This window comes from Bacillus mesophilum (genome assembly GCF_008923265.1).
Taxonomy (GTDB): domain Bacteria; phylum Bacillota; class Bacilli; order Bacillales; family Cytobacillaceae; genus Cytobacillus; species Cytobacillus mesophilum.
In genome coordinates this window covers 99796-112486 of sequence record NZ_WBOT01000004.1, presented here as the reverse complement: position 1 = coordinate 112486, position 12691 = coordinate 99796, and the positions used below count along the sequence as shown (strand labels likewise).

The window sequence follows — 12691 nt, the reverse complement described above, 5'->3', positions numbered from 1 at the left end:
CTTAAATAGCAGCTGAGCTAGAACATAACCACCTGCTGCAACTTCATAAGCTTGGAAAATGCTTTTAAGTTAGCTCCTCTAACCAACCTTCGAACCATTCAATAGGGAGTTTTATTTTTGAAAAATCCAACTGTTGTAGTTCTTTAAGAGAGAATGTGTTAGCTAAATACAAATCCCATTGTGCAGAGATATCCCCTAAAATGCCGTAAAGCTTTTCATCACCTAGATTATCTTCATTAATATAGTTCATATATTGCTTATCACACCAATGACAAATCTGTTGATGAGTATATTGATCTGATTTATTTATCGCACCCGTTAACAAATAAACAAGGTTTTCCTCACTAAAAAACAAATCAATTTCTATAAAATTTGATTCAATCCAGCTACCTGCATATCGGTTTCTGCTCAACAGTTCCACCTCGGTATAAAGTTTAATTTACTTGTATTTCAACGTATGACGTAGAGATTCCTTCTTCAACAAACCTGCCCCGTTTATTACATAAGAAGAATTGGAAGCAGATCTTGAATATAAGCACCTGTTGTTGGATAAATAATGAGTTGTTATGCGAACTCACGTTTTGTCGGTTTAACAAAGGATGGTAATGTGTTACAAATGGTTTCATAAGAAGAGAAATTTGTGTTGTTGGAAAGCACCATAACACTATCTCCGTCATACCCTATCCAGAAAACACTTATCTCCTTATCTATTTTTACCACAACTGCTTCGCCAACTTTCCCTTTCCAATTACCTTGCCATTCACATTCTTCTACATGAAAAATATCTTTATCTGATGACCATATAACTAAGTCATTACTACTGCCAATAGAATTAAAAATAGGGAAAATCTTAAGAAATTGATTTATATCTATAATTTCAGTAACAGACACCGATAATCTAGAATTATTAGATAAGTATTTATATTTAATGTTACATTTCTGACATAAATCCTCATATTCTACTTTCCAATAGGAAGGAATTTCAGCACAGAAATATACTGGAAATGCTTTGGTATTTTCCATCCATAAAGGAAGAAAATTCTCATTAAAATCAGGAGGATAAAAACCGTCTATTGAAATTACATATAGAGGAAGGTTCCCCTCGATGGCGAACGGAAAATGACCACCAGCATTGGGTTTGGAACTATAATAATATTTTGGAAAATATCCAATTTCTACATCCATCTTGGATTACCTCTTTCAAATAGATTCTTCCTGATTATACACTTAATTAGGTAATGAAAGGTTCTTCTCTTATTGAACTAACCTGCCCCTTTACTTCAACAAAAGAACCACTAATCCTTCTTAGATCAGTGGCTGTTCTTCTTTCATATTCGCTCGTTAGCTCAATAACTTCGCTTACTCTGTTACTGCTGCAATCAATTCAGCAATGGTTCCAATACATTTCTTAACTTCAGGTAAATGGTAAAACGTACTGGTTGTTTCGAATTTATTCACTTCATCATCTTGTGAGTAGAGATAAATTCTTTTTCCTTGTCCAAGTGCAATCCCAAACTCAATATGACTTCCTTTACCTGCTGGTAATAAAACAATAATAAAGTCTGCTTCCAATACAGCATTTCTTTCTTTCTGTCCTATTTCTTTTAAATCCTCAACCGTTGAAACTCTTTCATTTTGTGTCCAATCATATGTTTGAATGTAACCTTTATTTTTCAACTCGTTACTAACGTAACGAACTGTATCTATGTTTTTAAAGCTCGATGCAACATAAAACCTTTTCATAATTATCAAATCCTCCTATCACTTAAACATTACCACAAAAACCAAATCCTTCTTCAACTAAACTGCCCCGTTTATTACATAAAAAAGCTGCCTGAATTGGCAGCTGAACTTGAACATAGCACCGGTTACTTCAAGAAGAATTTATAATAATGGAAGAATATCAGACAAATCGATAAATTCTAGTTCAGCTTCTGCTTTCGAACGATAAACGGTAATTTTATCATAGGGTTTCATGTTGTCTTGCCATGTTCCTATATTACTCAGAAAATCTTCTACGTTTTCAGAAATTATAAAGCACTCTAAATCCCTATCGATATAACAAATTGGTGCGTCACTTTCCGAATCACACTGTTGATAAACAGTTCCGATAAATCCTCCTTTACTATCTTTTGCCATAATATCTACATGTGGAACCGTAAAAAACTCTAAATGCGGAATGTCATCGTCAAAGATAAATTGAATATCATAATCGTTAGCGTATCTTTGATACTCCTCATTTCTATCATGAACACCCATTGAATAAATGGTTGTTCCTGCTGATATAATCTCAGTATCTTCTAAATTAACACCTATGGCTCCAGAGAATGCTGTTCTATCTAGATAAAGTTTTCGCATATAAACCCCCATTAAATCTAATTTTAAAGTAAAATACTCATTACTTTTGTGATTTCTTATTCAACTAACCTGCCCCGTTAGTCGCATAAAAAAAGCCGCCTAATTTGGCAGCTGATCTTGAACATAAGCACCCTATAATTTAAGATAATTGTTCATAAATAAACGTCCCCTTTGATTCATTTATTAAATAATACTGCCCCTAAGCTATACATGCGGTCTAAATTAGCAATAAACAACAATTATTTGAACACAATTAGGAATAGTCAAGCCTGATCCTAACCTTTTTTAGTCAAAATATTCTTTAATACGATGAATTGCACCTCTAGCTAGTAAGTTGAGCTTTATGTTTAAACATGTAATTCCTTAGTACAATAGATATTAAGCTCAATATTAAGAATAATAATCCACCTAATACCACATATTGTGTACCCATTCCTGATATAAACAGTCCACCCACTGTTGTTCCAATGGTTATACCTAAATTACTACCAGAGAGAAATAATCCATTTGCAAGGTCAGGAGATTTTGGAGCCGCTGATGTAATCCAATATTGACTAACATTATTACCTATTGCAAATAGGATTCCCCAAAACAGAATTGTGATCATCATTGGGCCCAAAGATTTCCCAGTAATGAATGACAAAAGATGAACAGCTCCTAACACGATAGGAAAAATTGTGGCGGTTTTAAGAGCATTTTTAGTAAGGAAATTCCCAGCAGCTATAGTTCCAACTAGACTTGCTAAACCGAATATAAATAATGCTAATGTTAAGAGATTTCCAGTTACATTCGTAACCGCTTCAAGATATTCTGTAATGAAGCTATTAATACTGCTAAATGCCGATCCTATAAATACTACTGTAGCAATTGCTAACCAAACGACTGGCTTTTTCAAAACGCTTATTTGAGCTCCATAAGTCATTCTTTCTTTAACTGGTAAGGCTGGAACAAATATTAAAGTAGCTATGAAAGCAAGAGCATTTACAATGGTGAAAAATAAAAATGACATTTCTAAAGAAGTCTGATTCGCAATATAATTAGTAATTGGTACACCAAGTATCATACCAGCATTCACCCCAAATATTACTTTGGCGACAGCTTTTGGTGCTTCTTCCTTTCTAACGGATGTAGCAGCTACCGTTAAAGCCAAAGCACAATAAACAGGATGAAAAAACGCTGGGATCACACGAGCAATTAGTAAAATAGTAAAATTAGTTGCAAATATCGAAACAATATTCCCTACAACGAATATACCAAGTACAAGCAGCATAACCCACTTACGATTTATACGTGAAAATAATAACGGCAATATAGGACCAGATATTGCTACAGCAAGTGCAAAGAGACTCACTAACAACCCTGCTTTAGCTACACTTATATCAAAATGTTCAGCAATGGAAGGTAATATCCCGATGATACCCATCTCGGTAGTTAGAATGCCGAAAACTCCTATAGTCAAAATATATATAAGAAGTCTATTCTGATTAGACATGAAGTTAATCTCCTCTTTTCATTAATAAATCTATTATTTTCTTTTCTAGGTTATACACCCATATTTATCTACCAAAAGATCTGCTAAAAGATTGTCCTGACTGAACAATCTGACGGACGTGTTTTAGACGAAGAGATTCATATTCCAAAAGAGACTCAGATGCTGATTTGCCTTGTATTCCCTTGGCAACACTGTCGGCCAAAGCAGCCGCATCTTGTAATGAGGCATTAAATCCCTTTGCGGTTAGTGGTGTGGGAAGATGTGCCGCATCTCCGACGATTGCTATACGCCCTTTTACAAGATTGTCAGGAACGTATTCGGCGATCGGAATTCCAACCAGATTACGTGTTTGAATACTATAAAGAATTGCGTCTAACCACGGTTGTGGCCATCTAATAGAAGCCTTTTCAGCTAGCTCAATTAATGTTTCTTCAGGAATGTCTGCAGCATGAAGTGAATGTTGTACAATGTCTCCTTTTACACACCCCAGACGACGTAACAAGGCATTTTGAGTGTTATCGTACCAAGCCCACCCAAGTCGTCGCTCTCCTAAAGTGTAAGAACCGTTTATTCCAGCTAAAATTGTTCCGAGTAAAAAGTCCCCGATCCCTTCTGGCATAGAAAACTTCTGTGCATGGGGGCTAGGACGGTATTTTTCTGGTATGTTGTACTCATCTACAACAGCTACCCATATCAGGTATCTTGCAAAAGTTGCATTTGGCTTATGTGGTGCCACATGATGTCTAACCGTACTGCGATAACCATCAGCTCCCACCAAAATATCTCCATGGAATGTTTCTCCTCCATCTGTTATAACCCAGGCAGAATCGTTATCCTGATTAACTGTTTGAACACGTGTATCATAACGCAAGTCTATTTTAGGATCAGCTTCAGCTTCTCTGCGTAATCGAAACTGTATGGATGACCAAGCCTCAGCAGATCTTACTCCGCCAGAAGCAACTTTTCTTAAGAATTTGGCTGTTTTAGTTCGATCAATTTCACCACTGTCAACTTGAAGAACAGCTCCACTACGTGGGTTCGCTCCAACTTTCTCTAAAATTGTAACTTTCAATCCAGCTTTCGATAGAGCAATCCCTGTCATTAAACCAGAAAGCGATGCACCGACAATGACAGCAGAACCTTTAGCTCCTTTGGCTGATTGGCTATGGAGAACCTTTTTCATCATTGTTCTTTCTCCTTTTTTTATTAGTGTCTTTAAAATTGGAAAAACCGAGTTTCCTTAATGGAAGTCGGTTTTTTAGTGGCTGAAAATTACATAAATCTTACCAAGCCAACCCTTCATAGCTTGTTTAGTTAGACGAATTAAAATTTCGTTGATAGCAACACTTTTAGGTATGTTAATGGTATAAGGTACTGCTATTGCAAATTCTTTTGTCTTAATAAAAGCTTCTTTAATAACATTTTCCTTCAACATTTCTACATGCCTTGGAACGCCACCAGCTTACTCTGCAATTTGGTGTTCCCTTAGTCATGTACTTTTAAGCTGTTTAGCATTTCCGCAGGTGAAGCTTGTAAATAGTCGATTAATTCACTGTGTCCTAGATCTAAAGCGGAAATTTTTTCAATATCTTCATTAGTTAATTCAAAATCAAAAACATCCAAGTTTTGTTTCATACGATTTGGATTTGTTGACTTTGGAATCACTACGACACCTCGTTGAATATGCCAGCGTAAAACAACTTGACCTACTGATTTTCCATGAGCTTCTGCAATCTCTACTAATGTTGGATTCACAAAAATATTTTTACCACCTTGGGCAAATGGACCCCATGATTCAATTTGAACACCGTATTTTTTCATGGTTTCAATGGCAATTTTTTGTTGAAAGAAGGGGTGAGTTTCAACTTGATTCAAAACCGGGACGACTTTATTATTGATAATTAAGTCAGCTAAACGAGCATCGTCAAAGTTACTCACACCAATGGCGCGAACATTTCCATCTTCATATAATTCTTCCATAGCATGCCATGCACCATAATAGTCACCAAATGGTTGATGAATTAAGTAAAGGTCTAAATAATCCAAACCCAATCTATCTAAAGAAGCTTGGTAAGCACCTTTCGCAGCTTGGTAGCTTGCATCTTGAACCCACAATTTTGTGGTGATAAAAAATTCTTCACGAGGCACACCACTTTTAGCGATTGCTCGTCCAACAGCTTCTTCGTTAAAGTATGCAGATGAAGTATCAAAAGAACGATATCCAGCATTAATTGCCTCTCCGACGATTCGTTCACATTCTGCCATGTCCGTGATTTGATAAACGCCAAAACCGATAATTGGCATTTTTACTCCATTGTTTAAAGTTACGTATTCCATAATAAGTATCTCCTTTAGATTTTTAATAAATTTTCTATACTTAACTGTTGAATCCATCCACTGTTTCGCTTGTTAATTACAATACAGTTTACACCTCGTTCGAATATGAGAGTGGCTGTTCCATTGTTATGATAACCGCATATTTTCACGGACTTAACAGGAATACTCCAAACCTAATCTATATTTCATCACCGATCTTATAATTACCCATCCATTTCACGATTTCAGGGTCAGTATGAGAAAAGAACAAACTCTTTCCCGTATCTAATGAAGCAATCTCATCCATATCTTCTTTGTTTAATTCAAAGTCAAAAATATTAAAGTTTTCGATCATTCTTTCCTTACGAACGGATTTTGGAATCGCAACGACTCCTCTTTGTGTTAGCCAACGTAAAACTACCTGGGCAACAGTTTTATTGTACTTTTCAGCAATTGATACTAAAATTCCATTCTGAAAGAGGTCATTTTTCCCTTCCGCAAATGGTCCCCACGACTCAATTTGAACGTTGTTCTCTTGCAAGACTTTTTGACTTTCTATTTGGTGGTTGAAAGGATGGGTTTCAACCTGATTTACAGCGGGAACCACTTCGTTATGAACGATCAAATCCACCACCCGGTCGGGAGAGAAATTGCTTACTCCAATTGCCCTAATCTTACCCTCACGGTACAACTCCTCCATAGCACGCCAAGAACCATACACATCACCAAATGGCTGATGGATTAAATATAAATCTAAATAATCCAATTGAAGTTTTTCCAGGGATTTTGCGAATGCCTTTTTAGTATCCTCATATCCAGTATCCTGTACCCAAAGTTTGGTCGTAATGAATAGTTCTTCTCTTGGAACGCCGCTTCGTTTAATGGCTTTTCCCACCGCTTCCTCATTCAAATAAGTAGCAGCCGTATCAATTAATCGATAACCAGTCTTAATAGCATCATAGACTGCCTGTTCACATTGGTCTTGATCTTCGATTTGGAAGACACCAAAGCCCAGTATTGGGATCTCCACACCATTGTTCAATATAACTTTTTGCATAAATTCTCCTCCTTGCTTTATATAATTTTGTGTCAAGCCAACCTTTTCATCCCATCTTGGATTTACAGTATTAGTACGCTTGTGCTAATATAAGCCTACTACCTTCGTGTTACACGAAGTCAATACTTTTGAATAATTGAAATTAATTTTTCAATTTGGAACTAAAGCAAACTGATACTTTTAAGTTAGCATTTCTGTACATCGTTCTTTTCGGGATTACATTAATAGCAACTTGAACATGACCATCCTATCACCTTCGTGTAGAACGAAGGCAAGGGGTTTAATAATTTTTGGGGGAGTGGATAAAATGTATACTGTGAAGGAAGTGTCCAAACTTCTAGACCTGACTGAACATACCGTTCGTTTCTATTCGGATAAAGGATTAGTTCCAAGCTTACAGCGTGACAAAAACAACAATCGCCTTTTCGATCAAGAATCAATCAACTGGCTTATTGGTGTTAAATTTCTGAAACAATGTGGTATGTCAGTGGAGGATATTAAATCCTATGTGGATTTGTGTTTGGAAGGTAATAGCACCATTCAGGAACGATATGAAATCATTCTGAAGCAGAAAGAGATAGCTCAGGTACAATTAGAGGAAGCAAAACGAACCGTAAAATATATGGAAGAGAAGGCCAGTCATTACTTTGATATTATCAATGGTTTGATGCCAGATGATACGAATCCTGGAGATTGGGAGTCAAAATATGCTAATAACCAATTTAAAAAAAGCACAAGCTGATTGTCAAATGGGAATCGGCTTTTTCATTGTATTCAAAATTAATGATTTGTGAAGGAATATACTTAAACTAACCTGCTCCTTTAGTTAAAGTATTCAACCAAAAAGGGCTTAATCCTTTAATAGAACAACTCCCCCGCATTTTTAGCTAAAGAAGGAAAAATAATGTTGACGTAGAATATACATCAAATCAACAAATATCGGTTTAAATCAACAAAACTAAAGGAGTTATTCTAATGAATACTATTTTTGAACACTTACATACAGAAGAAATATTAAAACGACTCGACAACTTAAGTGAAAATTCACGACCATTATGGGGGAAAATGGATGTCGCTCAAATGTTAGCTCATTGCTCAGCCTTCCAAGAGATTCCTATGGGTTATTCTACGCCTCCAAGAGGTTGGTTAGGGCTAATAGTAGGTGGGTTCGCAAAACCCATTTTTTATAACGACAAGCCTTTACCACACAATATGTCTACTATACCAAGCATTTTAATAGCAGATAAAAAAGATTTTGAAATAGAAAGAGAAAAATTGAAACAACAAATTACAGCATTCCAAAAGAATGGACCAGAGGCTTGTTCAAATCACCCTCATCCTTTTTTCGGAAAACTTTCTCCTGAACAATGGGGTAGAGGGATATACAAGCATCTTGACCACCATTTAAAACAGTTTGGGGTTTAGTTGAGGAATTTGAATTTTTTTCAATTATAGTTTGATGATTTTACTATACCTTCTTGAACTAACCTGCCCCTTTACTTCAACAAAAGAACCACTAATCCTTCTTAGATCAGTGGCTGTTCTTCTTTCATATTCGCTCGTTAGCTCAATAGCTTCGCTTACTCTGTTACTGCTGCAATCAATTCAGCAATGGTTCCAATACATTTCTTAACTTCAGGTAAATGGTAAAACGTACTGGTTGTTTCGAATTTATTCACTTCATCATCTTGTGAGTAGAGATAAATTCTTTTTCCTTGTCCAAGTGCAATCCCAAACTCAATATGACTTCCTTTACCTGCTGGTAATAAAACAATAATAAAGTCTGCTTCCAATACAGCATTTCTTTCTTTCTGTCCTATTTCTTTTAAATCCTCAACCGTTGAAACTCTTTCATTTTGTGTCCAATCATATGTTTGAATGTAACCTTTATTTTTCAACTCGTTACTAACGTAACGAACTGTATCTATGTTTTTAAAGCTCGATGCAACATAAAACCTTTTCATAATTATCAAATCCTCCTATCACTTAAACATTACCACAAAAACCAAATCCTTCTTCAACTAAACTGCCCCTATAGCTTAAGTTTACAAACTTTCTTTATTAAAGGAATGTTGTCCATTTTGTAATTAAAAAAGCCGTCTGATTTGGCAGCGGATCTTGAACATTAGGTTAGGTGCTTTGTTCAAAAATGTTTATTTTTAATGTCTTTAACACTTCAATAGCTTCTATTACTGGTAAATTGGGTAACATAAACTCTTCTGTTAGGACTTCTCTAATATCCCCTGGCGATGATAATGTAAAAACATTTGTTTTACCATTCGAATAACGTATACTGAGCTTATTATTTACCAAAGAGATACTTCTTTGTTTACTGGTCTGATATAGTTGGCATCTTAAAATAGTCATAAATGTGGAGTTAGGTTTATTAGATTTTTCTATTACATCATTAAAATCACTAACTTTTACTTCTTTTCGAGAATTAAAATGCCATGCTTTTCCGCTTTGTTTCCCATTAATATAGCGAACATATTTATACCTATTTCTATGAGGCTCTTCTGGTAATATATTCACTTCATCTTTACCAAAAGAAGAAATATTCTCAAAATTCCCCTCAAAACGTACCGGCTTGAAAAAGGGGGCAGCAGCACCACAATCAATATAAAATCGTTCATTATCAATCTTCACTATAATGGCCATGTGTTCTTCTCCAAGCATTACATGATAACAATCAAACCCGATCTTTGTTAATAAAAACATTAAGTTGGAATTTAAGGTGTAGCAAGTTCCTCCATAGTTGTATTCCTTAAAGTTCTTAATAAATAATTCAAATGTAGGTAAATTAAAATTACTATAATGATGATTTTTAAAATATAGCAGCTTACTTATATTTTCAAAAGGAAAAGTATTTAAATGGGCATAACAAATTTTTTCTAAATACTTATATGATGGCTTCTCTAAAATTAAATTAAGACAATCCAAATATTTATTTACAGTATCAGTTATATTGCCCAACCCGTTCTGCCTCCCTAAAATTCTTTTGTGAATTTATTTTTTAAACAACCAAATATTCTTATGTTAAATAGGTTATTCCATAAAAAAAACGCAAATCCTTTCTGGATCAACGCATTCTTTAGCTACCAGATTGAAGTTCATACATTTGTTTATTAATATTCCTGCCCCTCGTTATAAAATGCTGCATCAATCAGCAGCACTTAAAAGAATTTCTTGTATAATTCACGTCTTAATTGTCCGCTTAAATAAGCGTATACTCTAGTAGTTTCGCTTTTTTCGTGTCCCAATAAGTTTTGTATTACCTCTAATGGTGCTCCATTATTAAGAAGAGTCGTTGCGTAACTATGTCTAAGCTGATGTGGATGAATAGACTTATTTATCCCTGCTCTTTTAGAGATCTGTTTAATGACATATCTCATTTGTGCAATGCTCATTCGATGCGGCGCCCGAATTGTAACGAACAGTGCTTTTTGATCATCGGTTCTTTCTTCAAGATATCTCTTTAACCAAATGCTGCAGCGAGTATTAAAATACACTTCTCTTTCTTTTTTGCCTTTTCCGAATACAATAACGGATTGTTCTGTCATATTTATAGAGTGCTTATCTAAGTTTACAACTTCACCTATCCTGCAGCCTGTTGAATACATAAATTCGAATAAGGCTTTTTCAAAAGTTGTTTTACAGGCTTCACGGAGCAATTCAATTTCTTCTTCTGTAAGAAACTTAGGGATTCTACTCTCTGGTTTTGGTTCTTTAATGGTAGTTACCGGGTTAATCGGAATATACTTCTCTTCTTGAGCCCATTTAAACAATGATTTAATAAAGCGTATCCTATGACAGAGACTAGATGCTTTTAACTGAGTTGCCACTTCTCCAAGATATAATTTAATAGATTCTGTTGTAATATCGGTTATCTTAATATCCCCCAAATATTTGATTAATAAGGACATTTGCACTTTGTATACCTTTAAGGTTTGAGAGGAATATCCCTGAATTTGTTTATCTGCTTTATAAAGATTCCAGGCTTCAGATACAAGCATAATGAACATCTCCCTAATTGTTCTATTACTATCATTATTCGCCTGAAAACTATAAAATATACTAGTTTTATAGATTTTTTTAAGTTATTGCACCCTATAGTTTAAGTGTAACTCTTCACAATTCCCTATCCTTTTGATTCATTTATCACAGGGATTGCTGCCCCTTTCGCATTATAAATTCACCCAGTTATTAACAACCTCCTCACTCCATTACCATTTTTTCTGCCCTATTAAAATGGTTCTAACAACTCAAGAATATCAAACCTAGTCCACAAAGACCTTCCGATTGTCGTAAGAGAAAATAATCATTAAAGCAGCCATAATTGCACAAATTTGGTACATGATTGAATAAGTAAAAATATCTGCCAGTGGACCCATTATCACACCTCCGAGTGATACACCTAAGTCAGCCATAGCAATAAATAGGCCAAGAAGAATATTGCGATTAAATTTAGGAAGAACAAAACTTAAGTAAGTCGTCAATGTCGGATAGAGTAGTGCCTGTGCGATCCCCATTTGAATAGCACCAATGTAGAAAAAAACTACACCACCTGTTACAGAAAAACTTACGAACTGGGAACCTAGCGCTAAAAGGAGCATGGTAATCATCATAAAACCAGAATGCCATTTTCCATCCGATGGAATGTTTTTTCTCAAAGTAAACCTGCAAACGACAACCGTTATTGCCATAAGCCCAAGATAAATTCCGGCATTCCCATTTCGAATTTGGTCTGCATAAAGGGGAACAAATACGGTCGCTGCTCCAAATACAATCGATCCAATTAGCATTAAAATACTGCATTTGAACAAGTGGGGATTTTTATATAGTTCACCAAACGAAGCAAAGGTCTGTATATTGCTCTCTGTTTCATTAGATGAATTAGCTTTTTCTTTTCTGTCGATTCTGGCACTATATCCAAAAAGTCCAGTAGAAACAGCGATGACAATCATAACAATTGAAAAATACTCCATTCCGCTCTGCCAAATGCCTAATGCAAGAAAAGGTCCAACGATTCCCGGTATGTATGAAAACAAAGAATACAGAGAAATACCTTGTGAGCGATCTTTTTCAGGTAGTGCATCAATAATTCCTATTTGCAGTGCCATTGAAAAGAAAGCTGTTGATACACCTTGCAGCATTCTGCCTACCAGATATCCTTCCAAACCTGTACATGTATACAAAATTAATGCACAGCCATTTAAAATAAGAATAATACGTAATACTTTTATCGGCCCAAATTTTTGGATAACCTGACCTGCCCAAGGTCTAAAAAGCATGGTTGTGAATAGATAAGCACCCATAATTAAGCCAATTGTTGTATTTGTAGCTCCCAATGCACCTCCTTGTAATGGAATGATGACATTAAGTAATGAATTAGCACTAAAATAAAGAAGTACAAGTAAATATAAACGTAAAAAAGGCCATGACATTGCTCCACTCAAGGTTATCTCTCC

Annotated in this window: 14 protein-coding genes; 2 read left to right on the top strand and 12 right to left on the bottom strand. The window is 35.3% G+C overall.

Annotation, left to right across the window (positions count from 1 at the left end):
* Positions 1–64 precede the first annotated feature (64 nt).
* The 8 genes from F7732_RS13730 to F7732_RS13695 form a co-directional block, all read right to left on the bottom strand.
* Positions 65–412 carry a hypothetical protein gene (locus F7732_RS13730; RefSeq protein WP_151574609.1) on the bottom strand — a complete coding sequence of 116 codons (348 nt, stop codon included), beginning with the start codon at positions 410–412 and terminating at the stop codon, positions 65–67.
* A 152-nt stretch (positions 413–564) separates the two neighbouring features.
* Positions 565–1185: a hypothetical protein gene (locus tag F7732_RS13725; RefSeq protein ID WP_151574608.1), complete on the bottom strand. Its 621-nt coding sequence runs from the start codon at positions 1183–1185 to the stop codon at positions 565–567.
* Positions 1186–1359: 174 nt separating this feature from the next.
* Positions 1360–1743 (bottom strand): group-specific protein, encoded by a 384-nt coding sequence (locus tag F7732_RS13720; RefSeq protein ID WP_151574600.1) that lies wholly within the window; start codon positions 1741–1743, stop codon positions 1360–1362.
* Between the two features lie 141 nt (positions 1744–1884).
* Entirely contained in the window at positions 1885–2358 is a 474-nt protein-coding gene (locus F7732_RS13715) for a hypothetical protein (RefSeq protein ID WP_151574607.1), read from the bottom strand.
* Between the two features lie 322 nt (positions 2359–2680).
* Positions 2681–3850 carry an MFS transporter gene (locus tag F7732_RS13710; RefSeq protein ID WP_151574606.1) on the bottom strand — a complete coding sequence of 390 codons (1170 nt, stop codon included), beginning with the start codon at positions 3848–3850 and terminating at the stop codon, positions 2681–2683.
* 64 nt (positions 3851–3914) lie between these two features.
* A complete protein-coding gene (locus tag F7732_RS13705) occupies positions 3915–5036 on the bottom strand; it encodes an FAD-dependent monooxygenase (RefSeq protein ID WP_151574605.1) in 1122 nt (373 codons plus the stop codon).
* 299 nt (positions 5037–5335) lie between these two features.
* A complete protein-coding gene (locus tag F7732_RS13700) occupies positions 5336–6187 on the bottom strand; it encodes an aldo/keto reductase (protein ID WP_151574604.1) in 852 nt (283 codons plus the stop codon).
* 178 nt (positions 6188–6365) lie between these two features.
* A complete protein-coding gene (locus tag F7732_RS13695) occupies positions 6366–7223 on the bottom strand; it encodes an aldo/keto reductase (protein ID WP_151574603.1) in 858 nt (285 codons plus the stop codon).
* Positions 7224–7530: 307 nt separating this feature from the next.
* Between F7732_RS13695 and F7732_RS13690 the strand changes: the two genes are divergently transcribed.
* Both F7732_RS13690 and F7732_RS13685 read left to right on the top strand, forming a co-directional pair.
* Positions 7531–7965 (top strand): MerR family transcriptional regulator, encoded by a 435-nt coding sequence (locus F7732_RS13690; protein WP_151574602.1) that lies wholly within the window; start codon positions 7531–7533, stop codon positions 7963–7965.
* Between the two features lie 233 nt (positions 7966–8198).
* A complete protein-coding gene (locus F7732_RS13685) occupies positions 8199–8648 on the top strand; it encodes a DUF1569 domain-containing protein (RefSeq protein ID WP_151574601.1) in 450 nt (149 codons plus the stop codon).
* Between the two features lie 155 nt (positions 8649–8803).
* Here F7732_RS13685 and F7732_RS13680 read toward each other — a convergent pair whose 3' ends face one another.
* From F7732_RS13680 to cntE, 4 genes are all read right to left on the bottom strand, one after another.
* On the bottom strand, positions 8804–9187 hold the full coding sequence (locus tag F7732_RS13680; protein WP_151574600.1) for a group-specific protein: 384 nt from the start codon (positions 9185–9187) through the stop codon (positions 8804–8806).
* A gap of 166 nt (positions 9188–9353) precedes the next feature.
* Complete coding sequence (locus F7732_RS13675) at positions 9354–10196, bottom strand: arylamine N-acetyltransferase (RefSeq protein WP_151574599.1); 843 nt, start codon at positions 10194–10196, stop codon at positions 9354–9356.
* Between the two features lie 200 nt (positions 10197–10396).
* Positions 10397–11236 (bottom strand): tyrosine-type recombinase/integrase, encoded by an 840-nt coding sequence (locus tag F7732_RS13670; RefSeq protein ID WP_151574598.1) that lies wholly within the window; start codon positions 11234–11236, stop codon positions 10397–10399.
* 264 nt (positions 11237–11500) lie between these two features.
* Positions 11501–12679, bottom strand: a complete 1179-nt coding sequence (cntE, locus tag F7732_RS13665; protein WP_151574597.1) for a staphylopine family metallophore export MFS transporter CntE — start codon at positions 12677–12679, stop codon at positions 11501–11503.
* Between the last annotated feature and the right edge of the window lie 12 nt (positions 12680–12691).

Bases quoted from the DNA above. Each gene is read 5' to 3' on its own strand.
- F7732_RS13725 (WP_151574608.1), bottom strand. From the start codon at position 1,185: ATGGATGTAGAAATTGGATATTTTCCAAAATATTATTATAGTTCCAAA.
- F7732_RS13720 (WP_151574600.1), bottom strand. From the start codon at position 1,743: ATGAAAAGGTTTTATGTTGCATCGAGCTTTAAAAACATAGATACAGTT.
- F7732_RS13715 (WP_151574607.1), bottom strand. From the start codon at position 2,358: ATGCGAAAACTTTATCTAGATAGAACAGCATTCTCTGGAGCCATAGGT.
- F7732_RS13710 (WP_151574606.1), bottom strand. From the start codon at position 3,850: ATGTCTAATCAGAATAGACTTCTTATATATATTTTGACTATAGGAGTT.
- F7732_RS13705 (WP_151574605.1), bottom strand. From the start codon at position 5,036: ATGATGAAAAAGGTTCTCCATAGCCAATCAGCCAAAGGAGCTAAAGGT.
- F7732_RS13700 (WP_151574604.1), bottom strand. From the start codon at position 6,187: ATGGAATACGTAACTTTAAACAATGGAGTAAAAATGCCAATTATCGGT.
- F7732_RS13695 (WP_151574603.1), bottom strand. From the start codon at position 7,223: ATGCAAAAAGTTATATTGAACAATGGTGTGGAGATCCCAATACTGGGC.
- F7732_RS13690 (WP_151574602.1), top strand. From the start codon at position 7,531: ATGTATACTGTGAAGGAAGTGTCCAAACTTCTAGACCTGACTGAACAT.
- F7732_RS13685 (WP_151574601.1), top strand. From the start codon at position 8,199: ATGAATACTATTTTTGAACACTTACATACAGAAGAAATATTAAAACGA.
- F7732_RS13680 (WP_151574600.1), bottom strand. From the start codon at position 9,187: ATGAAAAGGTTTTATGTTGCATCGAGCTTTAAAAACATAGATACAGTT.
- F7732_RS13670 (WP_151574598.1), bottom strand. From the start codon at position 11,236: ATGCTTGTATCTGAAGCCTGGAATCTTTATAAAGCAGATAAACAAATT.